Below are 24595 nucleotides of genomic sequence, written 5' to 3'. Positions count from 1 at the left end.
AAGACGCCTGGGGGCGGCGGTTCGGGCAGGGGGCGACGGGGGCAGGGGCGCGACGGGCCGGGGTGCGACGGGCGCCGTGGCGGCGGCCGGGGCGCGGTGGGTCAGCGGATCAGGCCCTTGAGGTGTGCGCGCAGGACGGCGAGGCAGTCGTCCGGGTCGAGGACCTCGGGGTGGAGGACGCCGTTCATGCCGAGGCCGTCGACGAGGGACGCGAGCCGCTCCGTTTCGAGGGCGCGGTCGAGGCCGGGGCGCAGGGTACCCGCGTCCTCCAGGCGGTCGAGGACCCGGCGCACCAGATCCCGTACCCCCTCGGCGGTCTGCCGGGACAGATCCGCGAGCGACGGGTCGGTGCGGGCGGCGGTGTTGAAGTCGAGGAAGACGGTGACCTCGGCCCGCCGGCGGGCGTCGAGCGGCAGAAGTTCGGCCAACAGGTCGGTGCAGAGCGAGAGTTGCTGTCGACGGGGGTAGTCGATCAGCTCGCCTATCTCCTCGACCCGGTCGATCAGGCGGGCCGCCACCCGTTCGAGCATCGACCCCATGGCGAACCGCATCAGTTCCTGTTGCCCGGAGAAGTAGTGGCGCAGCGAGCCGATGTTCAGCGCTGCCTCGTCGGCGACGGCGCGCAGCGAGGTGCGCTGGAGGCCGTCCCGGACCACGACACGGAACAGCGCGTCGACCACGTGCCGACGACGCGCTTCCGGATCCACCTGCTTGGGCATGCGGCATTTTTATCACGCGCGTGATACAAAGGATTTATCACAGTCGTGATAAAAAAGCTGGAGGTCGCTCTCATGGACACGGTTCTCACACTCCTGCTCATCCGGTTCGGCCTGGTCGTCGGCGGTCTCGTCGTCCTCGCCCTGGTGGTCTTCGCCGTCGCCCTCCACCTCAGACGTACGGGCCGGCTCGACGAGGTCCGGCGCCACGCGACCCCCGCTGTGAAGGCGGCCGCGCGCGCCGCCGCCCGTCATCTGGAGAGCCACCGATGATCCCGTTCACCCTCGCGCCCCTCACCTCCCTGCCGTTCGCTTCCATGCCGCTCGTCTCCGTGCCGCTCGCCTCCCGGTCGGCCCAGCTGATGGAGTCCTCGGAATTCCTCCACCACGTCCTCGTGGATCTCGTGCTCAGGACCGGAATCGTCGTCGCCGCCGTTGTGGTTCTCTCGCTCGGCATGCGCGCGATGTGGCGCAGGTCGGCGGAACGCCGGCACCCGCCCCGGCACCGCCCGTGACTACCCGGGACCACCCGGGACCACCCGGGACCACCCGGGACCTTTCGGCGGTGGCCCGGCACCCGTGACCGGCGGCGGTGGTGACTGCCCGGCGGTGGCCGCCCGCGGGTCCCCGCCGGGGCCCGTCGCGCCAGGTCATGGCCGCCCGGCGGCCGGAGAAACGCGCCACGCCCGCATCCGTATCCCGAGAAAATTCCGCGCGGCGGAATGAACCGGCGCGAGCGACGGGTTGCCCGTGTCATGCCGTCTTCCTCCGCCGCGTCACCTCCGCCCGCCGCCCGGGCCCGGATGCCCCTCGCCGTCTACATCCTCGGTCTGTCCGTCTTCGCCCTCGGCACCAGCGAGTTCATGCTCTCCGGACTCCTGCCGCCGATCGCCGAGGACATGAACGTCTCCATCCCCCGCGCCGGACTGCTCATCTCCGCCTTCGCTATCGGCATGGTCGTGGGCGCCCCGCTGCTCGCCGTCGCCACCCTGCGGCTGCCGCGCAAGACCACCCTCACCACCCTGATCGGCGCCTTCGGCCTCGGCCAGGTCGCCGGCGCGCTCGCGCCGAACTACGCCGTCCTCTTCGCCTCCCGCGTCGTGAGTGCCCTCGCGTGCGCCGGATTCTGGGCGGTCGGCGCCGCCGTCGCCATCGCGATGGTGCCCGTCGGAGCCCGTGCCCGGGCCATGGCCGTCATGATCGGCGGTCTGTCCATCGCCAACGTCATCGGCGTCCCCGCCGGCGCCTTCCTCGGCGAACACCTCGGCTGGCGCGCCGCCTTCTGGGCCGTCGGCGTGGCCTCCGCCATCGCTCTTGTGGGTGTCGTCACCCGCATCCCGCGCATACCGCTGCCCGAGAACCGCCCCCGCCTCGCCGGCGAACTGGTCATCTACCGCGACCGCCAGGTCCTGCTCTCCGTCGTCATCACCGCGCTCGCCGCGGGCGGCGTCTTCTGCGCCTTCTCCTACCTGGCCCCGCTGCTCACCGATGTCTCCGGCCTCGACAAGGGCTGGGTCTCGGGCGTCCTCGCGCTGTTCGGCATCGGCGCGCTGATCGGTACGTACATCGGCGGCCGGGTCGCCGACGCCCACCTCTTCGGCGTCCTGCTCAGCGGCCTCACCGCCTCCACGCTCTTCCTGGTGGGCCTGGCCCTGTTCGCGAGCAGCCCGGTCGCCACCATCGTGCTGACCTTCCTGCTCGGTGTCTCGGCCTTCTACACGGCGCCCGCGCTCAACGCCCGGATGTTCAACGTGGCCGGCGCCGCCCCCACCCTGGGCGCCGCCACCACCACCGCCGCCTTCAACCTCGGCAACACCAGCGGCCCCTGGCTCGGCGGCGCCGTCATCGACGGCGGCCTCGGCTACGCCTCCCCGGCCTGGGCGGGCGCCGCGATGACCCTCGTCGGCGTCGGCGCCGTCGCCCTCTCCCTGCGCCTGAGCCGTACCCCCGGCACCACGAGCCGCGTGGTCGCCCGGGGCGAGACCGCCACCGCCGAGAGCGCGAAGAACACCACGGCCGACTGCGTCTGACGCGGGCCACCACGGCGAACGGGAGCCGACTCACCGAAGTCGGCTCCCAGTAGGGCCGGGGGAACGCGGGACCTGGCCGCCGCCCGCACGACACGGCCGGGGCTCCGGGCCTGGACCGGCCCGCCCCCTCCTCCGCCCCGTATCCCCAGCACATAAACAGGGGGCCCGCCGGCATCGGCGAGCCCCCTGTCAGTGGCTCCTCACTTCCTTACTTCCTTCAGGCTCCGGTCACCTACGGGCCCTCGCCGGCGGGAGCACGGCGCGTGCCGGGGCATCGTCGTGGTCATAGCCGTCGCTGTGGTCATAGCCGTCACCGTGGTCGTAGCCTTCGCCGTAGCCGTGGGGCGGCTTCCCGCCCGGGGTCAGCTCGACGGTGCAGGCGGGATCGGTCGAACCGGGCGGGCAGTTGCCGCCCGGATCGACACTGCTGACATGGTTGGCGACCTTGGGACTGGCGGGCAGCTCGCTGGTGATGGTGACCGAGTAGCGGATGGTCACCGTCGCGCCCACCGGCAGCGGACCCTGCCAGTGCAGGGTGTCGCCGTTGACGCTCACCGTGCCGGACGTGGCCGTCGCGTCACCGTTGTAGTCGGCGTGCTGCAGGACCTCCGACAGGTCGTCGTCGAGCGTCATCTCCGGGTAGGGGACGTCACCGGTGTTCTGCACGGTGATCGTGTAGTCGACCGTGTCACCGACCGAAGCGGTCCGCGGAGTGGCGGTCTTCGTGATCCGGTGCGTCGGGTTGTCGGGAGGGGTCCCGCCCGGGGTCAGCTCGACGGTGCAGGCGGGATCGGTCGAACCGGGCGGGCAGTTGCCGCCGGGATCGACGCTGCTGACGTGGTTCGCGACCTTGGGGCTGGCGGGCAGCTCACTGGTGATGGTGACCGAGTAGCGGATGGTCACCGTGCCACCGACCGGCAGCGGACCCTGCCAGTGCAGGGTGTTGCCGGTGACACTCACCGTGCCGGACGTGGCCGTCGCGTCACCGTTGTAGGTCGCGTGCCGCAAGACCTCCGACAGGTCGTCCTCGACCCGCATCTCGGTGTAGGGAACCTCGCCGGTGTTGCGCACGGTCACCGTGTAGTCGACCGTGTCGCCGACCGAAGCGGCCTGCGGAGTGGCGGTCTTGGAGATCGTGTGCGTCGGCTCGCTGAGCCTCACCACCCGCGCGGCCACCCACGGCGGCTCGGCCGGCAGCAGTGCGCGCGTGGTGCCGCCGGTCTCGACGACCTCGGCCTGGGCGGCGACCTTGTTCCAGTTCATGTCGCCGTTCTGGAGCGCGGTGTGGTCGGCGCGGGTGACCGGGACCGTCATCTCCCACTCGAAGGTGAGGATCTGGCCGGGTTCGAGAACGGTGTCGCCGAAGTCGAAGCGCAGGGACCGGATCAGGGTCCAGTCCGTGACCTCGGAGGCGGGGACGAACGAGGGGTCGACCTGTCCGCCGCACCAGAACGGAGCGCTTCCCCGCGTGGCGTCCATCTCGGGCCGGCAGGGGTCTTCCTTCGTGGAGTACGTGAGGGTGACGGGGGTTCCGGTGGTGTCGATGGGACCGGTGAGCACCGGGGTCCACACGGTGTTGGTGGTGTCGTTGTACCGGCCGTCGGTGACTCCGTGGCTGGTGGGGGTGCCGAGGAGGTCGTAGGCGACGAAGTCGGTCAGCTGCCGGTTGCCCTGGTTGCCCAGCCGCACCCGGTAGTCGAACGTTCCGCCCGAGGTGACCGGGGCGACCTGGTCCTCCTGGCCGGGCACCTCCGCCGAGTCCTTCCACTCGCCGTCGTCGCCGCGGACCTGCTTGTAGACGAACATGTCGGCGGCGTCGGCGACCGAGTAGTCGTCGGCGGCGAAGTAGACCTGCTCGGTGGTGTTGCCGTTCCGGTTGATGTCGTACGTGTCGGCGATCCTGTCGTAGCGCGGCACCAGGATGGTCTGCTCGGCGTCGAAGAGCCAGGACAGGTTGCCGAGGTACGTGTTCGGGTTCTGGGGGTCGCCGCCCTTGACGCCGGCGCTCGTCCCGGCCTTCACCTTGCCGCTGATGGTGTACCCGCACGCGAGGGCGCCGAGGTACTCGATGGGCTGGGAGGAGGCGGGGGCCTTCCAGATCACGGCCGTACGCCCGAACTGGTAGTCGGGCGTGACCGTGACGTCGGCGGCGGACACCACGGGGCACCTGTCGGAGGTGGCCGGGTCCGTCAGCCGCAGCGAGCCGGGCACGTAGTCCACGTCCGGGGGCAGCAGATCGAAGAAGTGCGGGAAGAGCTGGGAATTGGTGCCGTTGTTACGGATGTCCAGGTCCCAGTCGACGACACCGCCGGGGGCCACCGGCACCTGGTCGTTGACCTTGGTCAGGATCGGGTCGGGCTTGCTCCGGTCCAGGTAGGTCGTCCTGCAGACGGTGTCGGTGAACTCGCCGCCGGTGCCGGAAGCGGCGGCCAGCGTGCCGGTCATGCAGTTCTCGACGTCGGTGGGGTTGCCGCCGGGGATGTCGGAGAGCACGACGTCGGAGGTGAAGGCGAGCAGGGCGTACTGGTACGGCTCGATGGAGGGGAGCGTGGCCTGGATCCGGGTGACGCGGGTGCCCGCAGGGCCGGCCGGGATCGCGGTGTCCACGTTGGTGGTGGGTACGTCGAAGGTGGCGGTACTGCCGTCGCTGTACGTCACGGTCACCGGGACCTGGCCGACCGGGGCCGTCCCTCCGTAGCGGATCCGCACGGCCCTGGGCCGCAGGCCGGCCGGGACCGTGTCGTCGAGCGTGGCCGAGGCGGCGACGTTGCTGCGGTTGAACGCGTCGAGCTCGTAGCCGTACGCCTGGCCCTCGAACCCGGCCGGGTTGCCCGACTTCACGAACTCGCCTCTCACCCCGGGATCCGTCGCGGTGATCGTGGTGGTGAAGGTGGTGTCTTCCTCGTGGGTCGTCGTGGTGCCGTGGCCGGTGCCGGAGACGGACGCGGTGTCCGTCATGGTGTCGCCCGGAGAGACGGCGGTCGACGGGTAGCGCACGCTGACGGTGTTGCTGAAGGCGGTGTCCGCGAGAGTGGCGACCTGCCAGGTGACGGTGCGCGTGGCCGGGTTGTACGTACCGCCGCCCGAGGCACCGACGAATTCGGCGCCCACCGGCAGCACGTCCTCGATCGTCACGTCGTCGAGCGCCAGCGTGCCGCGCGGCCGGTCCGGGTCGACGGGTCGGTTGGAGACGTAGACGGTGTACGAGACCGTGGTGTCGGGGGCCGTCTGGGTCGGTCCCGTCTTGATGAGCACGAGGTTCGGCGCGGCCCTCAGGTCGATCGTCGCGGTGGCCTCGGAGGTACCCGTGCCGGAGGGGGTCTCGGCGATCACCGTGACCGGCTGCGCGCCGGGCGGCGTGGTGTAGTTCGCCGTGGGCCAGGAGACCACGGCGTTGACGCTGTCACCGGCGGCCAGGTTCGCGGTCACCACCAGCCGGCCGTTGACCGTCTGCACGTTGGTGACCTGGCTGGGCCACGGCTCGGACAGCGCCCCGTCCCCGGAAGCGCCGGGCGGACGGCTGAAGGTGAGCGTGGTGTTCGGGCAGCCCGTCGGAATCGAGCAGGCCACGTTGACGTCGTAGATCAGCCGGTCGCCCGCGTCGACCACCGCGCTCGACGCGTTCAGGGTGACGGGAAGCCGGGGGTCGGCCGAGGCCGGCCGCGGGGAGAGCAGGGTCGCACCGATGGCCAGCAGCACCACCAAGAGCCACGAGAGTGGGCGAATGCGAGGGAGGACAGGGGTCATGGAATCATATTTACTTACCCTTTATGTCCTGAATGTCAGACACGCCTGACGCGGACTCAGGTATCCCCCCGTTACCTCTTTCCCGTTGGCTTTTTCGGGGGTGCCCCGCCAGGAAACAGACAGGGCGCCCGCTCCGAGGCCCTCGTGCGGGTCGTCGTCCGGGGTGGCGGGCGCGTCGGCGGGACGGGCGCGGCCGGTCGGCCGCCATGCTGACCGCATGGCGTCCATGCCCCCGCCCTGCCCCCGGTGCCCCTCGCCCGCGCCCATGCTCTGGAAGGACACCACCGACACCCGGCCCGGCGCGGCCGGCCACTGGAAGTGGTACTGCGCCGCCTGCGCCGGGCACTGGCAACCCGCCCCCGCGCGCGGGCCGCGGAGTGGACCGGGGCGCGGGCGCGGGGCGTGAGGGCCGCGGAGTGGACCGGGGTGCGGGCGGGGCGGGGGCGTGACGGGCGCGGGGCGTGGGCGCCGGCCGCTACCGCGTTTCGTACGGGAAAAGACAGCCGCCGCCCGGCAGGCCCGGGGCCGGCCGGCCCTTGGGGCGGCGCAGGCCCGCGGCGGTGAGGCGGCGGAGGAGTTCCTTCGAGCCGACCTCGACCGCGCCGGCCGCGACGGCGGACGCGTAGTAGTCGGACGGAACGTCGTAGTGGTCGCGCTCGAACGCGCGGGGCGGGCAGCCGATGCCGGTCGCGAAGACGTGCAGTTCATCGAAGGACACGTCGCTGACCAGGTGCGACCACATGCGGCCGTGGCCCGGCCAGGTGGGCGGGTCGATGTAGAGAGTCATCGCCGGGCCTCCGCGGTCGCCGGGCCCGGCGGACGGGCCGGGTCGTGCGGAGACCGTACGGCACACCGGTCTCGTACGTCACCACGCGTGCGTACGTCACCACGTACGTGGAGGTCACCACGCGCGCGTAGGCCCTGCCGGTCGCTTACGTCCCGCCGGTCGCTCACGTCGTACCGGTCACTCACGTCGTACCGATCCCGTACGTCACCACGCGCGCGTACGTCTCGCCGACCGCGTACGTCCCCCACGCGCCATCCACCGCGCCCCTGCCCCCGCCCCGGGCCCGGTGTCACGTCAGGCCGCCCACCGGCGCGACGACCACTCCCTGCTTGCCGCAGACCCAGTGCGGGTCGGGGCCCAGTTCCGGTTCGACGTCGAGGGCGTGCGGGTCGCCCGAGGAGCAGACGGGGCACAGCGGCCAGCGGCCGTAGCGTTCGAGGAGGGCGTCCTGGACGTCCTGGGCGACCAGGCCCGCGACGAAGGAGCGGCCCTCGGGCCACTGCTCGACCCACCAGCGGCGGTGGGTCACGGCGTCCTCGACCATCGAGACGACCTCGGCCATGGCTACGTCACGCGCCGCCAGGTCGGCGAGAACCAGGGCGCGGGCGGCGTGGAGCGACTGCTCCACGGGGTCGATCTCGTCCATGTTCACATTGTCACCCCGGTGGCGCCCCGGGGACGAACCTCCCGCGCGCCCCGCCCGCGCCCCCTGTTCCGCGCCCACCGCTCCCCCACCGCCCTATTGACGGTCCAGACGGCCGAAAATATCTTTCAGATGTGACCCATGACGTGAAGGAAAGTTTCATCAGCGTCCCGGAGCAGCCCTCCACGGCCACCACCGCGGCCACGGTCGCCGCCCCGGTCGCCACGGCCCGCATGGCGACCCCGGCCACGCCCCCGGCCCCAGCCCTGACCCCGGCCGCGGGCGCCGCCGCCGCGCCGGCCCCGCCCGCCCCCGCCGCGCTCGCGGCGAAGGTCCGTACCCTCGCGCCCTCCATGACCCGCTCCATGCAGCGGGTCGCCGAAGCCGTCGCCGGGGACCCGGCGGGCTGCGCCGCCCTCACGGTCACCGGACTCGCCGAGCTCACCGGCACCAGCGAGGCCACCGTCGTCCGCACCGCGCGGCTGCTCGGCTACCCCGGCTACCGCGATCTGCGGCTCGCCCTCGCCGGGCTCGCCGCCCAGCAGCAGTCGGGCCGCGCGCCGGCCGTGACGGCCGACATCGCCGTCGACGACCCGGTCGCGGACGTGATCGCCAAACTCGCCTACGACGAGCAGCAGACCCTCGCCGACACCGCCGCCGGCCTCGACACGGTCCAGCTCGGCGCCGCCGTCGCCGCCCTCGCCACCGCCCGCCGGGTCGACATCTACGGTGTCGGCGCCTCCGGTCTGGTCGCCCAGGACCTCGGCCAGAAACTGCTCCGGATCGGCCTCGTCGCCCACGCCCACAGCGACCCGCACCTCGCCGTCACCAACGCCGTGCAGCTCCGTTCCGGGGACGTCGCCATCGCGATCACCCACTCGGGTTCCACCGGCGACGTCATAGAACCGCTGCGGGTCGCCTTCGACCACGGGGCCACCACCGTCGCCATCACGGGCCGCCCGGACGGGCCGGTGGCGCAGTACGCCGACCATGTGCTGACCACCTCCACGGCCCGCGAGAGCGAGCTGCGGCCGGCCGCGATGTCATCCCGGACCAGTCAACTGCTGGTGGTGGACTGCCTGTTCACCTGCGTCACGCAGCGTACGTACGAGACGGCCGCCCCGGCCCTCGCGGCTTCGTACGAGGCCCTGGCGCACCGCCACACCCCCCGCAGCCGCTGACCGCCGGGGGCGCGGGGCGGCCTCCGTCCCGGCGGCCACCGCCGCCCCCCGAACCACCGAACCACCGAACTCCCGAACCGCCGCATCACCCGGCCCGACGGCTCTCCGAGGCACCACCTCACCACCTCACCTCACCGCCTCGGCAACCCGCCGACTCGCCGGACCGTCCACCCCCCGACCCGCTCGAACCGCTGAGAGAGCACCGTGTCCACGACACCCACGTACTCCGAGCTGCGCGCCCAGCTGGCCACCCTCACCACCGAGGCGTTCCGGCCCGAGCTCGCCGACATCGACCGGCTGCCCACCCTCGACATCGCCCGGATCATGAACGGCGAGGACCGGACCGTCCCCGCCGCCGTGGCCGGGCAGTTGCCCGCCATCGCCGCCGCCATCGACGCCACCGCCGCGCGCATGGCCCGCGGCGGCCGCCTCCTCTACCTGGGCGCGGGCACCGCCGGGCGGCTCGGCGTGCTCGACGCCAGCGAGTGCCCGCCCACCTTCAACACAGACCCGGCCCAGGTCGTCGGCCTCATCGCGGGCGGCCCCGGCGCCATGGTCCAGGCCGTCGAGGGGGCCGAGGACTCCAGGGAACTCGCCGCCGCGGACCTGACCGCGCTCGGGCTGACCCCCGACGACACCGTGGTCGGCATCTCCGCCTCGGGCCGCACCCCGTACGCCGTCGGCGCCGTCGAACACGCCCGTGCGCACGGGGCGCTCACCATCGGCCTGTCGTGCAACGCGGACAGCGCGCTCGCGGCGGCGGCCGAGCACGGCATCGAGATCGTGACCGGGCCCGAACTCCTCTCCGGATCCACCCGGTTGAAGGCAGGGACAGCGCAGAAGCTCGTCCTCAACATGATCTCGACGATCACCATGATCCGGCTCGGCAAGACCTACGGGAACCTGATGGTCGACGTCCGCGCCTCCAACGACAAGCTCCAGGCCCGCTCGCGCCGCATCGTCGCCCTCGCCACGGGTGCGCCGGACGAGCGGATCGAGATCGCGCTCAAGGCGGCGGACGGAGAGGTGAAGACCGCCGTCCTCATGATCCTCTCGGGAATCGACGACGCCGACGAAGCGGAGCGGCGGCTCGCCCGGACCGACGGCCGTCTGCGCGCGGCACTGGAGCCGTCCGAGACCCCGTAGCCCCGGCCGCGCCGGCGCCCCGGCCCGCCCACCCCCGGCCCGCCCGTCGATCGACCGTCGATCGGCCGGACGGGTGGACCGGCGGGCCGGAGCGCGTACCACCCCCACGCGGCATGGCACCACCGCACCATGAGCACAGACGACAAGTACCGCGCCCTCGCCGCCGCGATCCTCCCGCTCGTCGGCGGCGCCGGGAACATCGAGTCCGTGGCCCACTGCATGACCCGGCTCCGGCTGGGTCTGCGGGACCGCGCGCGCGTACGGGACGAGGAGCTGCGGGCGCTGCCGGGTGTGCTGGGGGTGGTGGAGGACGACACGTACCAGATCGTCCTCGGGCCGGGCACCGTCGCCCGGGTGGCGCCGGAGATCGAGACGCTGGTGGAACGGGCGGGGCCGGGGACCGGGGGCGCGGCGGCGGGAACCCCGACGGTAAGGCCCTTCGAGGCCGGACCTCCGGCCGACGGGAATACCGGAACCGGCGAGGACACCGGCCCGGGCGAGGGCTCCGGAGCCGACAACGGCAGGTCCTCCGACGAGCCCGGTCACGACGCCGCCGCCCTCGCCGGCAAGGGCGCGGCGATCCAGGCGGCCCGGAAGGCGAAGAACGCCACCCCCGTGAAACTCCTCCTCCGCCGGATCGCGAACATCTTCGTCCCGCTCATCCCCGCCCTCATCGGCTGCGGCATCATCGCCGGGCTCAACGGCCTTCTGATCAACCTGGGTTGGCTGCCCGGCCTCACCCCGGCCCTCACCGCGCTCGCGAACGGCTTCATGGCCCTGCTCGCGGTCTTCGTCGGCTACAACACCGCCAAGGAGTTCGGCGGCACCCCCATCCTCGGCGGCGCGGTCGCGGCGATCATCGTGTACGCGGGGGTCGCGAAGGTCGAGGTCTTCGGCCGGCCGCTCGCCCCCGGGCAGGGCGGGGTGCTCGGCGCGCTCGGCGCGGCGGTGCTCGCCGTGTACGTGGAGAAGTGGTGCCGCCGCCGGGTGCCGGAGGCCGTGGACGTCCTGGTCACCCCGACCGTCACCGTGCTCGCCGCCGGTCTGGCCACGCTCTACGGCCTGATGTTCGTGGCCGGTGAAGTAGCCCGGTTCATCGGGGAGTTCGCGGACTGGCTGCTCTCCCACGCGGGTCTCGGCGCCGGGTTCCTCCTCGGCGGTCTGTTCCTGCCGCTGGTGATGCTCGGGCTGCACCAGGCCCTCATCCCGATCCACACCACGCTCATCGAACAGCAGGGCTACACGGTGCTGCTCCCGATCCTGGCGATGGCGGGCGCGGGCCAGGTCGGCGCGGCCGTCGCCGTCCATCTGCGGCTGTCGCGCAACCGCTCGATCCGCCGCACCATCCGATCCGCGCTCCCGGCCGGGCTCCTCGGCATCGGCGAGCCGCTGATCTACGGGGTCTCGCTGCCCCTCGGCCGCCCGTTCGTCACGGCGTGCGTCGGCGGCGCGTTCGGCGGCGGCTTCGTCGGACTCTTCGACATGCTCGGCCACACGGTGGGTTCGACCGCCATCGGCCCCTCCGGCTGGGCCCTCTTCCCCCTCCTCGCCGGCACCGGGGGCCTGGGCACGACGGCCGCGATCTACGCGGGCGGCCTGCTGGTGGGCTATCTGACGGGCCTGATCGCCACGTACTTCTTCGGCTTCGACAAGGACCTGCTCGACACCTTCAACGTGTCGACGGAACCGGACCCGGAGAAGAGTTCACGGGCCACTCCTGCCACTCCTGTCACCTCCGCCCCGTCCTCCGATCCGGACTCGCCGCCCCGCCCCGAACCGGCCGGTCTCTGACACTCGAACCTGCCCGACTACGGGAACCGTTCGGCCACCCATCCCCGGCTCCCGCGCGGTTGCACGACTTCCCGTCATTGCATCCCGCCCCTTCACGCCATGATTCCGCCCCCGCCCCGGAGGCATGGCCTCCATCACAGACAACCCGCCGCCGCCCGACTTCCCATGGGGCATGACCGACACGCACACATCCCGACGAGTTCCACGAGTGGTGCGCCCTTGACGCTCCGCACCCTCTTCCGCACCTCTGCCGCGCTCTGGACCGCCCCGGTCTGGCTCGGCATCGTCTTCCTGTACTTCTTCTATCCGCTGCACATCCACGCATCACACCAAGAGGTCGTCGACGGTCCCCTCTGGGCGCCCGCACAAGTAGCGGTCTCCCTCAGCTACTTCTACGCCTTCGCGTACTCGATCACCCTCGGTCTCGCGGTATGGGAAGGCGGGCGGCTGAAGCAGGACCGCGTCTGGGAACTCGCGCCCAGCAGGTCCCGGTTCCGGGTGGCGGGCCGGGCGCTCGCGCCCTCGCTCGGCGCCGGATGGGCGATCCTACTGCTGCCCGTCCTCATGCGAATGGTCGAGACAGGACTCGTCCCCACGCCCACCGCCCTTCTCCCGCTGTTCATGGGTCTGGGCATCGTGGGCGCCTACGCCGTCGTCGGCTGCGCCCTCGGCCGGCTGGCCCCGCGCGCGATCGCCGCGCCGTTCGGGGCGGTCGCCGCGTTCTACCTGGTCAACAAGACGTCCACCTACAGCCCTCCGGTCTGGCCACGCCATGTCTCGGGGCAGCTCGACACGAGCGTCACGTTCGGGGAGCGGCTCTCTCTCGTCACCGTCCTCGTTCCGTTCCTCTTCGCCGCCGCCGTCGCGGTGGCCGTCGCCGCGTGGTGGATCACCGGGCCCCGGCGTGCCCTGTGGCGGTCGGTCGCGGCGGCCGTGGCCCTCGCCACCCTGGTGGCGAGCGCGTGGACCGCCTCCGGGTGGGGGATCGCGGGAGGCCCGGTCAGCGCCGGGCACGCCCCCGCCCGGTGCACCGGCTCGGCGCCCCGCGTCTGCATGGCCGAGACCGGTGGCCGGGTCGAACGGCTCGACGCCGTGCGCGAGGAAGTCATCGACTCGTTCCAGAGGCTCAAGGCCTCGGGGGTCGAGGTCGTCGTGCCCGCCACCGTCACCGACGAGTTGCTGTACGAACGCGAGGCCACCCGGCCCAGGTCGACCGCCACGACCTGGTGGCTTCCCCTCACCGCCCAGGCGGCGAGGAAAGACGGCGATCTCGTGGGCGTCCGCTACGCCGTCCTGCGCGATGCGGTGATCTTCCCCTGTTCCATGCCCGTCTCCTTCGCCCCAGGGGCTTCCGCCGACTGGGCGGTCCACCGGGACGCCGCCAGGCTGTGGGCCGCCCACAGCCTGGACCTTCAGGACCGCTATCTCCACGAACGCGCGGGACAGTACGCGCAGTTCGCACACGGCCCCGAAGTCCTCGCCAAGGTCAAGGAACGCGCCGCCCAGGGCCTCACGCTGCCCACCGCCCGTGAGCGCGCCGCCTGGTTCGAGGAGGAGAAGGCCACGGCCTGCCGGCTGGCACCGAAGGCCGCCGGCCAGGGGGTGGGCTCGTGATCTGGTGGTGCAAGGGGCGGCGGCTGCTGTCCGTCGTCCTGCCCGGTCTCGCCGCGTTCGCGCTGCTCGCCGCCCTCGCGCACGACGAGGCGGTGAGCCTGCCGGGACTGCTCGGCTCGGGCAACCTCGTCTTCCTCGTCCACCTCACGCCTCTCCTCGTGACCGGCGTCCTGACCCACAGCCTTGCCCAACGCCTCCCCGAGGCCGAGGACTTGGCCATGCGGCCGGTTCGGCGCTACGACGTTCTCCTCGTGCTCCTCACCGCCGTCGCGGCGGCCGGGGCGGCGGGGGTAGTCGGCGCGGTCGCGCACTCTTCCACGGCGTACGAGGCCGGCCGGAACACCCTCTTCCTGACCGGCCTCATGCTGCTCGCGGGCGCCGTGTACCCCCGGGCCGCGTCGGTCGCCCCCGTCGCCTGGGTCTTCACCGCCGCGCTCGTCGGCTACCAGGACCACCACCGCCCCTGGCCCTGGGCCGTCACCCTGCACCGCGCCGGGTATCTGCCCACGCTCGCGCTGTGCGTGGCGGTCTTCCTCGGCGGCCTGGTCGTCCTGTACCGCACGCGCGGCCACCGGCCGCCCACCGACTGAAAGGCCCCGTCCTCCGTGTCCCTCGAACTCGACGTCGTCTCCTACGCGTACGGGCGCCGCGAGCGCCCCATCCTCGACGGCCTCAGCTACACAGTCCCCGACGGCTTCACGATCCTCCTCGGCCCCAACGGGGCAGGGAAGACGACCCTGTTGAAGCTGGCCGCCGGAGCGACCCGTCCCGCCCGGGGCACCGTGCGGCTCGGCCGTCTGTCGTCCCACACGGCCGCGTACCGGACCCGGGTGGCCTGGATGCCGCAGTCCGTCACCGCCATGACCGGCCTCACGGCGCGCGAACAGGTCGCCTACACCGGCTGGTTGAAGGGCATGAACCGGCGCACCGCCTGGGACGCCGCCGCGGCGGCGCTGGAGCAGGTCCAGATGGGCGAGCACGCCGGCCGGAAGACGAAGGCGCTGTCGGGCGGGCAGTTGCGCCGGGTCGGCGTCGCCTCCGCCCTCGTCCACGGCGCCGAGGTGCTGCTCCTCGACGAGCCCACCGCCGGCATGGACCCGACCCAGCGCCGGGTCTTCCGCGATCTCGTCATCAGTCTCGTCTCCCGCGAGGTACGGGTCCTGCTGTCCACGCACGACGTCGCCGACCTGGCGGAGGAGGCCGACCATGTCACCGCGCTCATCGCGGGGACGATCGCCTTCTCGGGGACGACCGACGCGTTCCTCCGCCACGCGCCCGCGCAGGTGCCGGAGGCCCGGCGGGCGGAGGCCGCGTACACGGCCCTGACCGCCGGAGCCGCCGCTGTCTAGATCCGCTGCCTAGACTCACGCCATGCCCAACTCCCCTGAGAACGCCCGGAAAAGCGACCTGAAGAGCAATCCGACGACCGGTCCGAAGGCCGGTCCGAGGACCGGTCCGACGACCGGTCCGGACCGTGCGATCGTCGCCGACCTCGCCCCCACCGGCACCCTGCGGGCCTCCGTCAACCTCGGCAATCCCGTCCTCGCCCAGGGCACCCCCGAGGCACCCTCCGGGATCACCGTGGACCTCGCGCGGGAGATCGGGGCACGGCTCGGAGTGCCCGTGGAGCTGCTGTGCTTCGACGCGGCGCGCAAGTCCTACGCGGCGATGGCGGACGGGCGGGCCGATCTGTGCTTTCTCGCCGTCGAGCCGGCGCGGGAGGCGGAGGTGGCGTTCACCACGCCGTACGTCGTCATCGAGGGCGTGTACGCCGTTCCGCGCGACTCCGCGCCGCGCACCCCGGCGGACGTGGACGTGCCCGGTGTGCGCGTCGGGGTGAAGGAGGGTTCCGCGTACGACCTGTTCCTGACCCGCACGCTGCGGCACGCGACGCTCGTCCGGGGCGCCGAGGGCGTCGACACCTTCGTGGAACGGGAGTTGGAGGCAGGAGCCGGGATCCGGCAGCCGATGCGCGCGTACGCGGCGGCGCATCCGGAGGTTCGGCTCATCGAGGAACGCTTCATGGAGATCCGGCAGGCCGTCGGCACGACGACCGGACGGGCGCCGGAGACGGTCGCGTATCTGCGGGCGACCATCGAAGAGTTGAAGGAGAAGGGCTTCGTCGCCGCGTCCCTCCGCCGCTCCGGCCAGGACCCGAACCTGCTGGCTCCACCGGCGAATTGACGTCTCCGACGCGCCCCGGAAACGCCCCTGGACGGGCCTGCGCGCCCTCTCCCCGACCCGCTCGCCGGGGTGCGGGGCGTGGCCGCCGCACCCGTACGCGTACGCCCGCACAGACCCCTCCCAGCCCTTTCCTCCGGACCCGCTACACACCCTCTGACCTGGTCTTATCCCCTCCCCATCCGTAGCGTTCAGCCATGGACACGGACCTGGATCGCACCACCCGTACCACCCGAACGACCGAGGACACCCTCCTGCTCCTGGACGGTCTGTTCGCCGACGACCACGCCAAATGGCAGGGCTTCTACAAGGACCGGCAGCGCCCCGTCCCCTTCTTCGCCGACAAGCCCGACGAGAACCTCGCCGACCACCTCGCCGACCACCTCGGCGAAGGACCGCTGCCCGCCTCCGGCCGCGCCCTCGATCTCGGCTGCGGCCCCGGCCGCAACACTCTCCACCTCGCCCGGCACGGCTACGAGGTCGACGCGGTCGACCTCTCCGCCGACGCGCTCGCCTGGGCCCGGGAACGCGCCCACGAGGCGAGCCCGGACGTCCGCGCCCGGGTCCGGTTCCTGCACGGCGACGCGTTCGGATCCGCCCGGCCGGACCTGCCCGCGATCGGTGCCGGCGGCCCGTACGACCTGATCTACGACTCCGGCTGCTTCCACCATCTCGCACCCCACCGGCGCGCCACCTACCTGGGCTTTCTCGCCCGTCACCTGGCCCCCGGCGGCCACTTCGCCCTCACCTGCTTCGCCGCGGGACCCGGCGGGATGGGCTCCGAACTCCCCGACGCCGCCTTCTACCGCGACCGCAGCCTCCACGGCGGACTCGCCTACACCCCGGCCGATCTGCGCGCCCTGTTCTCCCCGACGGACACCGCCCCTGACGCCGCCCCCGACGCCCACCACACCCCCGACCTGACAGAGATCGCCCTGCGTCGCATGCGCGAGCAACCCGCCGACTCTCCGCACTTCGGCGAGTCGTTCCTCTGGACCGGGCTATGGCGCCGTCGCGACCCTCGGTGACAGACAGAACGGGTGCCCCGCCGGGTCCGTGAGGACGAGGAAGCGCTCCGGATCCGGCTGGTGGGCGGCCCGCACGGCGCCCAGGGCGACCAGCCGGGTCTCGGCCGACGCGAGGTCGTCGACGTCGAAGTCCAGATGGAGCTGCTGCGGTACGTCCTGGCCGGGCCAGACCGGGGCGCGATAGCCGTCGACCCGCTGGAAGCCGAGGAGCAGCCCGCCGGCGGGCTGGACGACACCCGCGAACTCGGCGTGGTTCCTGGGGTGCAGCGGCAGACCGGTGGCCCGGTGGTAGAAATCGGCGAGCGCCAGCGGGTCGGAGCAGTCGAGGGTGATCGCGGAGAGCTGCATGATCCTCACACTAGAGACGCCGCACCGCCCGCCCACGCGTTTGCCGCTCCCCCGCGTGTTCCCACCTGCGGAACACCCCCGGAGAGGCCCCGGGCACCCCCGGAACGGCCCCGGAGCACACCCGCCCCAGCCGTCCCACCCCACCCCATCGGCACATTGAGGACATATCACCGGCCACATGAGGATCCCGTGGGAATCCGGTGAACATGTTCAATCCGCGAGCGCTATCGTGCTACCACGCGGCCCGTCTGCATCACTGAGCACGTGCGCCGCCGCATTCATAACCTGTGGGGGGTTACCTTGACGCGCTCATCGCGCACGCTGCCGCATGCCCTCGTGCGTGCGGCCACCGTTTTCGCACTGTCGGCGGGACTGACTCTGCCGGCCCTGGCGACCGCGCCCGCGGCCTACGCCATCGACATGACCCGTGCGGTCACCTACGACGACGGACGGCTGGTCGTCGACCTGCCGGCCCAGGCACTGTGGGCGAAGGTCTCCGTCCTCGCCTCCACCGCCCCGGACGCCGACGTCCTCGCCACCAGCGACGACCTCCGCTTCGAATACGGCGACTGGGCCACCGAGCGCATCACCGGCTGGGTGACCTCGGAAGCTCTGAAGCTGCCCGAGGGAACCGCGCTCGGCGACTACCCGGTCGTGGTCGAGTACCGGATGCCCTCCGGCACCACGCAGAAGTGGACCGGCGGCACCTACAGCTACAAGCTGCACACCGGTGTCGACACGCTGGCCTTCGACCGCAAGACGACCAGCTACGACAACCGGAAGGTCGTCCTCTCCGGCACGGCGAGCACCTGGGACCCGTCCACCGGGGCCCGTACGCCGGCTCGCGCGGGCACCAAGATCCAGGTGTCCGTCAACCTGTACGACCTCGACTACCGGTCGCGCACGGCCGGCCTCACCGTCACCACCGGCGCCGACGGCACCTTCTCGCTGCCGTACACGCCGAACGCGGAGATCAGCGGCGGCAAGGCCACCGTCGTCGAGCCCGCCGCGGACACCGACCCGGACGTCGGACGCCCGCTGCCCGCCGTCGGCATCGAGAAGCTGACGTACCGGATCAACGCCGGCCAGAACAAGTTCCGCGTCACCAAGAACACCGACGTCACCATGAGCGGCACGGTGCAGCGGCTCACCCAGGACGGCTGGAAGCCGTTCGCGTACGCCCCGGTCGTCACGGCGAACACCTACCCCCGCGGAGACCTGGCCGTCCCCGGCCAGATGGGCAGCGGGACGACCGATGCCGAGGGCAAGTTCAAGTACGGCGCCCGCGCCACGTACGCCACGCAGACCTACACCTACCTGCGGCCCTCGCCCTACTTCGAGGACATCCCCTACGACCAGAGCGAGATCGCGGTCCCGCAGCCGCTCACGTACAGCGTTCTCAAGATGTCCATGGACCAGTACGGCGAGGTCCACGCCACCGCCCACCTCAACGGCGGCGACTGCGCGAACGAGCCGTACCAGCTCCAGGTCTCCTTCGACGGCGGACGCAGCTGGAACTGGCTGAAGAGCGGCAAGGCGCAGTACGGGAACGGCTACTCCTACTGCAAGGTCGACATCAAGACGTGGGGCTACGTCAGCGCCACGTACCGGCTGCACCACTACGAGACGGACCGTTACGCGCCGAAGGACTCCGGCACGGTCAAGCTCTCCCGTACCGAGACCCGCTTCTCCGCCTTCTCGATCACGCCGAACCGGCCGCGCGAGAACAGCAAGATGACGGTCACCGGCACCGTCCAGAAGAAGACGAACGGCACCTGGAAGGCCCTCTCGGGCGCCAAGGTCACCCTGGTCTTCCGCCCGAAGGGCGACCGTAACTGGTACTGGGTCACCCGCAATGTGACCACCAACGCGTCCGGGAAGTTCAGCTTCAAGGCCACGAACTACGGCGACGGCACCTGGGGCATGTACAAGCAGGATCAGGCCGGTTACTTCTACAGCGAGTCCAAGGAGAAGTACATCGATGCGATCTGATCTCCGCGCGCCCAGCGCCCCCCGAGCCCTCCGGGCCTCCCGGGTCTCCCGGGCCTCCCGGACCTCCGTGATCGCCGCGGTGACCGTGCTCGCCCTCGCGGCCGGCACGGCCCAGGCCCTCGCGGACGACCCGGCCACGCCGTCCCCCGTCGGCGTCGGCCGCGCCACCACCGACACGTTCCAGCGCGGTAATTTCACCGTCAACGCGTGGACGGACGCGCCGCAGGCCACCGTGACCAAGGTGTCGGCGAAGATCCGCAAGGGCGACACCGTCGTCACCGAGATCGACCAGCTGTCCCCGGTCGCCTACAACCCGGGCCGTTTCCAGGTGCCGACCGTGCTCAAGCTCGCCGAAGACGGCGGCACGATCCAGGACCTCGGCAAGTACGCCATCGACGTCACGGCGACCGACTCCCTCGGCAACACCGTCACCCGCACCGACGCCGGCACGCTCGACTTCACGCTGACGCCGCAGCTCGACTTCGGTCTGTCGACGCCGAAGTGGAACGACCGGACCTCCCGCCCCACGGGAACGCTCGTCGGTGCCCAGCCCGGCTCCGGCGACCTCGTCCCGATCACCGGACGCGGCATCTCCGTCCTGCGCCTCGGCGCGGGCGGCGAGGCGGTGCGTACGGTGACCACGGACGACCTGGGCATCTTCAGCGGTGAGCCGTACGCCGACGTCAAGGTCGGCGAGGACTTCCGCGTCTCGTACAACGAGGACAGCGAGCAGGTCCACGGCTCGTTCGACTTCGTGAAGTCGATCTACAACCTGGTCCCGCGCAGCATCAAGGCGACCGCCACGGCCGACCGGACCCGTGTCCTGCCCGGCCAGCAGGTCACCGTCACCGGCACGCTGAACGACCCGAACGCCCCCGCCAAGCCGGCCGAGGGCACCCCGCAGGTCGACACGTCACTCGCCGGCCAGCAGGTCCGGGTGGGCTTCGGCAGCTTCGGGCGGGAGGACGGCCGCGTCACGCGGACCGTCACGACCGACGCGAACGGCCGCTTCACCGCGAAGCTGCCGTTCGTCCCGGGCCTCAACCTGGACAGCTGGGTGGTCTCCCCGGTCGACCCGTACCTGAGCTTCCCCAAGGTCACCGGCAGGCTGGCGATCCCGCAGGAAGGCCGCATCACCCTGGAGACCGTCGCGCTCGCGGCGGACGGCACGGGCACCCTGACCGGCACCTTCCGTTCCTGGTACAACCCGTGGAACGCCCAGTGGCAGACCGGCGGGCAGAAGCTGGTCCTGGAGTACTCGGCCGACGGCCGCACCGGCTGGCGCGCCCTCTCCTCCGGCAGCGCGAAGACCTACCCGGGCTTCTACTCCCTCAGCGGCAAGGGCTGGACCGGCTACTACCGGGTGCGGCACCCGCTGAGCGACCAGTTCCTGGAGAGCTCCACCGCCATCTGGGGCATGTCCCGCTACTCCACCCGGATCCTCAATGTGAACGCCGCGCCGGAGCCGGTCCGCAAGGGCAAGACCGTGACGGTCACGGGCAAGCTCCAGCACAAGGTCGGCACCACGTGGAAGACGTACGGGAACGCTCCCGTGACCGTGTGGTTCAAGGCCAAGGGCTCGAAGACCTGGACCAAGCTCGGCTCCGCCAAGACCAACTCCAGTGGTGTCGCGACCTACAAGAAGGCGGCGACGGTGTCCGGCTGGTACACCATGCGGCACAGCGGTGACGGCTCGCACTTCAACTCGTCGAACGCGTACGAGGACTACGTCGAGGTGCGGCGCTGACGTACGGCGCAGGCATACGGCGCTGATGTGCGCCGGCGTCGTACGGCGCATGGACGTACGACGCTGGCGTCGACGCACGGCACGGACGAGGGTTGGACGCGGGTCGCTGACGTACCGCACCGCACCGCACCACACGCACACCCGCCGAGCCGGAACCCGTGAAAAGCCCGAGGGCGGCACCCCCACTGGGGGTGCCGCCCTCGGTCGCGTTCAGCGATGAACCACCGATCCGTCAGGATCAGAAGTCCATGTCACCGCCCGGCATGCCGCCGCCGGCCGGCGCGGACGCCTTCTCCGGCTTGTCGGCGATGACGGCCTCGGTGGTGAGGAACAGGGCCGCGATGGAGGCCGCGTTCTGCAGAGCGGAACGGGTCACCTTGGCCGGGTCGATGATGCCCTCGGCGATCATGTCGACGTACTCACCGGACGCGGCGTTCAGGCCGTGACCGACGGGCAGGTTGCGGACCTTCTCCACCACGACGCCACCCTCGAGGCCGGCGTTCACGGAGATCTGGGTCAGCGGGGCGGCCAGGGCCTTGCGGACGATCTCGGCACCGGTGGCCTCGTCGCCGTCCAGCTCCAGCTTCTCGAAGACCGAACCGGCCTGCAGCAGCGCCACGCCACCACCGGCGACGATGCCCTCCTCGACGGCCGCCTTCGCGTTGCGAACGGCGTCCTCGATGCGGTGCTTGCGCTCCTTGAGCTCGACCTCGGTCGCGGCACCGGCCTTGATGACGGCGACGCCACCGGCGAGCTTCGCCAGGCGCTCCTGGAGCTTCTCGCGGTCGTAGTCCGAGTCGCTGTTCTCGATCTCGGCGCGGATCTGGTTGACGCGACCCGCGACCTGCTCGCTGTCACCGGCACCGTCGACGATGGTGGTCTCGTCCTTGGTGATGACGACCTTGCGGGCGCGGCCCAGCAGGTCCAGGCCGGCGTTCTCCAGCTTGAGGCCGACCTCCTCGGAGATGACCGTGCCGCCGGTGAGGATGGCGATGTCGTTCAGCATCGCCTTGCGGCGGTCGCCGAAGCCCGGGGCCTTGACGGCGACGGACTTGAAGGTGCCGCGGATCTTGTTGACGACCAGGGTCGACAGGGCCTCGCCCTCGACGTCCTCGGCGATGATCAGCAGCGGCTTGCCCGACTGCATGACCTTCTCCAGGAGCGGGAGCAGGTCCTTCACCGAGGAGATCTTGGAGTTGACGATGAGGATGTACGGGTCCTCGAGCGCGGCCTCCATGCGCTCCATGTCGGTCGCGAAGTACGCCGAGATGTAGCCCTTGTCGAAGCGCATACCCTCGGTGAGCTCCAGCTCCAGACCGAAGGTCTGGGACTCCTCGACGGTGATGACGCCTTCCTTGCCGACCTTGTCCATGGCCTCGGCGATGAGCTCGCCGATCTGGGTGTCGGCGGCGGAGATGGAGGCGGTGGAGGCGATCTGCTCCTTCGTCTCGACCTCCTTCGCCTGGTCGAGCAGCGCACCGGAGACGGCCTCGACGGCCTTCTCGATGCCGCGCTTCAGGGCCATCGGGTTGGCACCCGCGGCCACGTTGCGCAGGCCCTCGCGGACCAGAGCCTGGGCGAGAACGGTGGCGGTGGTCGTACCGTCGCCGGCGACGTCGTCCGTCTTCTTGGCGACTTCCTTGACCAGCTCGGCGCCGATCTTCTCGTACGGGTCCTCGAGCTCGATCTCCTTGGCGATGGAGACACCATCGTTGGTGATCGTGGGGGCGCCCCACTTCTTCTCGAGGACGACGTTGCGGCCCTTCGGGCCGAGGGTGACCTTGACGGCGTCAGCGAGCTGGTTCATGCCGCGCTCGAGACCGCGCCGGGCCTCCTCGTCGAACGCGATGATCTTGGCCATGTGAAGTGGTCCTCCCGGACATGGGGTGGATAACGCTCCAGGACCGCGCCGACGCCCGCGACGGACGGCCGGCGCATGCCCCGTGGTTCCTTGCCCCACGCGGTTCGGCGGCCTCGTCTGCCCGATCCTCGTAGCACTCTCACCTTCAGAGTGCTAACGCCAATGATTAGCACTCGACCCATGCGAGTGCAAGCGACTCTCGACGATCGGGAGCTTCGCGGTCACCTCCGACGGCCCCAGGAATACCCCGGGCGGACCCCCGGCAGACCGCCGGCAGACCCCCGGCGAACCTCTGGCGGACCCTCAGCCGGGCCCTGCTCGACCCCCGCTCGGCCCCCGCTCGGCCCCCGGCCGGGACCCGCTCGGGCCTTCTGCGACCTGCTCACCGAGTACGTCACCCACCCGTACGCCCCCGGGCGCGGCGCACGCGCCCGTACGCGCGCCCGCGCCCGCGTACCCGCGCAGAACACACGCCGCCCGCGCACCCCTACGCCTCCGCTCGCGCACCCGCGCACCCGCGCATCCACGCATCCGCGCCCGCCCGTACACGCGCGAGGGGCCCGCGTCCCGGATCCGGGATGCGGGCCCCTCGACGGAAATGCGTCGGTGGCCGATCGCGCCGCGCTCAGACGGCGAGCTTGACCATGTCCGCCTGCGGACCCTTCTGGCCCTGCGAGATCTCGAACTCGACCCGCTGACCCTCTTCGAGGGAGCGGTAGCCATCCATCTGGATCGCGCTGTAGTGGACGAAAACATCCGCTCCGCCGTCGACCGCGATGAAGCCGTAGCCCTTCTCCGCGTTGAACCACTTGACGGTGCCCTGAGCCATGCCTAACTCCCCTATTACTGGCCCTTGCGCGGGGCCGCACTTCGCGGACCCGGGTCAGACCCTGCGCCGGAACGCGTCGACCGCCGCTGAATGTATCTGCCCAACTGCCCTCTGCAACAGGTCAGTCCGACGAGAATTCTGGGCGTACCGGAATGGGGAATCGTGGCGAATACGCCGAATTACCGGGCAAGTCGGGCCCGTCAAAACCGTGCACAAGGGGCAGAAGCCCTGGCCTTATTGACCGTATCTTGTCGCGAGTCGCCGCATTCTCATATGCGTCTGGCATGGGCGGCGGAGGGGGCTTCCCCAACTCTATCGCGCTCAACCATGCAGAATTACCCCTTCCGCTTCTTCTTGCGGAAGGGGTAATTCCGTATTGCGCGAGGTGAGGCGGAAGGGGCCGAAGGGGCATACGAGCCATTCGGCGAATCACCCGCCGGACCGCCCGAACGGCAGCCCGAACGGCAGCCCAGCGGACGGTGCGGCGGACGGTGCGGCGGGGACGGCCTACCGGACCGCCCGCCGGACCGCCCGCCCGACGAGAACTCGGCTCAGCAGCCGCCGGCGACCGCCGGGATGATCGAGACGCCGGCGCCGTCCGGCGTCACCGTCTCCAGGCCCTGCTCGAAGCGGACGTCGTCGTCGTTCACGTACACGTTCACGAAGCGGCGCAGCTTGCCCTGGTCGTCGAGGACGCGGGCGGCGATGCCGGTGTGGTTCTTCTCCAGGTCCGCGATGACCTCGGCGAGGGTCGTGCCCTCCGCCGGGACCTCGGACTGCCCGCCGGTGTAGGTGCGGAGGATGGTGGGGATGCGGACGTTCACGGCCATGGGTTCACGAACCTTTCGAAGAAGGCGGAAGAAGAGAGGAGGCCCGTGGGACGGCACACCGTCCCTTCCCTCCTCTCGCGATGGGCTCACTGTCTCTGTGACGGGTGGCCCGCAGGGCTATGAC

At 71.4% G+C, this 24595-nt stretch carries 21 protein-coding genes; 13 read left to right on the top strand and 8 right to left on the bottom strand.

What is annotated here, in order from left to right:
• Nucleotides 1–101: 101 nt before the first annotated feature.
• Entirely contained in the window at nt 102–719 is a 618-nt protein-coding gene (locus ABZ990_RS24180) for a TetR family transcriptional regulator C-terminal domain-containing protein (RefSeq protein WP_361235210.1), read from the bottom strand.
• Between the two features lie 72 nt (nt 720–791).
• Between ABZ990_RS24180 and ABZ990_RS24175 the strand changes: the two genes are divergently transcribed.
• From ABZ990_RS24175 to ABZ990_RS24165, 3 genes are all read left to right on the top strand, one after another.
• Complete coding sequence (locus tag ABZ990_RS24175) at nt 792–989, top strand: hypothetical protein (RefSeq protein ID WP_361235207.1); 198 nt, start codon at nt 792–794, stop codon at nt 987–989.
• Complete coding sequence (locus ABZ990_RS24170; protein WP_361235204.1) at nt 986–1231, top strand: hypothetical protein; 246 nt, start codon at nt 986–988, stop codon at nt 1229–1231. Before ABZ990_RS24175 ends, ABZ990_RS24170 begins: the two co-directional genes overlap by 4 nt.
• A gap of 288 nt (nt 1232–1519) precedes the next feature.
• The gene (locus tag ABZ990_RS24165) at nt 1520–2746 is read left to right on the top strand and encodes a Cmx/CmrA family chloramphenicol efflux MFS transporter (RefSeq protein ID WP_361235345.1); all 1227 of its coding nucleotides are present in this window, start codon (nt 1520–1522) and stop codon (nt 2744–2746) included.
• A 228-nt stretch (nt 2747–2974) separates the two neighbouring features.
• Here the strand turns inward: ABZ990_RS24165 and ABZ990_RS24160 are convergent, their stop codons facing one another.
• The 3 genes from ABZ990_RS24160 to ABZ990_RS24150 all read right to left on the bottom strand — a co-directional run bounded on the left by ABZ990_RS24160 (nt 2975) and on the right by ABZ990_RS24150 (nt 7926).
• Nucleotides 2975–6448 carry a hypothetical protein gene (locus ABZ990_RS24160; protein ID WP_361235342.1) on the bottom strand — a complete coding sequence of 1158 codons (3474 nt, stop codon included), beginning with the start codon at nt 6446–6448 and terminating at the stop codon, nt 2975–2977.
• Nucleotides 6449–6968: 520 nt separating this feature from the next.
• Nucleotides 6969–7280 (bottom strand): DUF4031 domain-containing protein, encoded by a 312-nt coding sequence (locus tag ABZ990_RS24155; protein ID WP_361235201.1) that lies wholly within the window; start codon nt 7278–7280, stop codon nt 6969–6971.
• Between the two features lie 289 nt (nt 7281–7569).
• Complete coding sequence (locus ABZ990_RS24150) at nt 7570–7926, bottom strand: hypothetical protein (protein ID WP_361235198.1); 357 nt, start codon at nt 7924–7926, stop codon at nt 7570–7572.
• 230 nt (nt 7927–8156) lie between these two features.
• Between ABZ990_RS24150 and ABZ990_RS24145 the strand changes: the two genes are divergently transcribed.
• The 8 genes from ABZ990_RS24145 to ABZ990_RS24110 all read left to right on the top strand — a co-directional run bounded on the left by ABZ990_RS24145 (nt 8157) and on the right by ABZ990_RS24110 (nt 16864).
• Entirely contained in the window at nt 8157–9104 is a 948-nt protein-coding gene (locus ABZ990_RS24145) for a MurR/RpiR family transcriptional regulator (RefSeq protein WP_361235339.1), read from the top strand.
• A 204-nt stretch (nt 9105–9308) separates the two neighbouring features.
• Nucleotides 9309–10250, top strand: coding sequence for an N-acetylmuramic acid 6-phosphate etherase (gene murQ / locus ABZ990_RS24140; protein WP_361235195.1), 942 nt, complete (start codon nt 9309–9311; stop codon nt 10248–10250).
• 129 nt (nt 10251–10379) lie between these two features.
• A complete protein-coding gene (locus ABZ990_RS24135) occupies nt 10380–12041 on the top strand; it encodes a PTS transporter subunit EIIC (protein ID WP_361235192.1) in 1662 nt (553 codons plus the stop codon).
• Between the two features lie 219 nt (nt 12042–12260).
• Nucleotides 12261–13655: a hypothetical protein gene (locus ABZ990_RS24130; RefSeq protein WP_361235189.1), complete on the top strand. Its 1395-nt coding sequence runs from the start codon at nt 12261–12263 to the stop codon at nt 13653–13655.
• Nucleotides 13652–14245, top strand: coding sequence for a hypothetical protein (locus tag ABZ990_RS24125; protein WP_361235187.1), 594 nt, complete (start codon nt 13652–13654; stop codon nt 14243–14245). The genes ABZ990_RS24130 and ABZ990_RS24125 overlap by 4 nt, the downstream gene beginning before the upstream one ends.
• A gap of 15 nt (nt 14246–14260) precedes the next feature.
• Nucleotides 14261–15004 (top strand): ATP-binding cassette domain-containing protein, encoded by a 744-nt coding sequence (locus ABZ990_RS24120; RefSeq protein ID WP_361235184.1) that lies wholly within the window; start codon nt 14261–14263, stop codon nt 15002–15004.
• A 22-nt stretch (nt 15005–15026) separates the two neighbouring features.
• Nucleotides 15027–15839, top strand: coding sequence for a transporter substrate-binding domain-containing protein (locus ABZ990_RS24115; protein ID WP_361235181.1), 813 nt, complete (start codon nt 15027–15029; stop codon nt 15837–15839).
• A gap of 194 nt (nt 15840–16033) precedes the next feature.
• Nucleotides 16034–16864, top strand: a complete 831-nt coding sequence (locus ABZ990_RS24110) for a class I SAM-dependent methyltransferase (protein WP_361235178.1) — start codon at nt 16034–16036, stop codon at nt 16862–16864.
• On the opposite strand, the gene ABZ990_RS24105 is transcribed toward ABZ990_RS24110, so the two are convergent.
• The gene (locus ABZ990_RS24105) at nt 16838–17212 is read right to left on the bottom strand and encodes a VOC family protein (protein WP_361235175.1); all 375 of its coding nucleotides are present in this window, start codon (nt 17210–17212) and stop codon (nt 16838–16840) included. The genes ABZ990_RS24110 and ABZ990_RS24105 overlap by 27 nt on opposite strands.
• Before the next feature lie 336 nt (nt 17213–17548).
• Here ABZ990_RS24105 and ABZ990_RS24100 point away from each other — a divergent pair, with 336 nt between their 5' ends.
• Both ABZ990_RS24100 and ABZ990_RS24095 read left to right on the top strand, forming a co-directional pair.
• Nucleotides 17549–19204 carry a hypothetical protein gene (locus ABZ990_RS24100; protein ID WP_361235172.1) on the top strand — a complete coding sequence of 552 codons (1656 nt, stop codon included), beginning with the start codon at nt 17549–17551 and terminating at the stop codon, nt 19202–19204.
• The gene (locus ABZ990_RS24095; protein ID WP_361235169.1) at nt 19194–20951 is read left to right on the top strand and encodes a hypothetical protein; all 1758 of its coding nucleotides are present in this window, start codon (nt 19194–19196) and stop codon (nt 20949–20951) included. Before ABZ990_RS24100 ends, ABZ990_RS24095 begins: the two co-directional genes overlap by 11 nt.
• Before the next feature lie 238 nt (nt 20952–21189).
• Here the strand turns inward: ABZ990_RS24095 and groL are convergent, their stop codons facing one another.
• The 3 genes from groL to ABZ990_RS24080 all read right to left on the bottom strand — a co-directional run bounded on the left by groL (nt 21190) and on the right by ABZ990_RS24080 (nt 24471).
• Nucleotides 21190–22812 (bottom strand): chaperonin GroEL, encoded by a 1623-nt coding sequence (gene groL, locus ABZ990_RS24090; protein ID WP_361235166.1) that lies wholly within the window; start codon nt 22810–22812, stop codon nt 21190–21192.
• Between the two features lie 625 nt (nt 22813–23437).
• Nucleotides 23438–23641, bottom strand: a complete 204-nt coding sequence (locus tag ABZ990_RS24085; RefSeq protein WP_015035246.1) for a cold-shock protein — start codon at nt 23639–23641, stop codon at nt 23438–23440.
• 551 nt (nt 23642–24192) lie between these two features.
• Nucleotides 24193–24471, bottom strand: a complete 279-nt coding sequence (locus ABZ990_RS24080; RefSeq protein WP_361235163.1) for a MoaD/ThiS family protein — start codon at nt 24469–24471, stop codon at nt 24193–24195.
• Nucleotides 24472–24595: the final 124 nt, after the last annotated feature.

Source organism: Streptomyces sp. NPDC046203 (assembly GCF_040646255.1).
GTDB lineage: Bacteria > Actinomycetota > Actinomycetes > Streptomycetales > Streptomycetaceae > Streptomyces.
The sequence above is the reverse complement of the archived record's forward strand: the minus strand, read 5'-3'. Positions and strand labels throughout refer to the sequence as shown.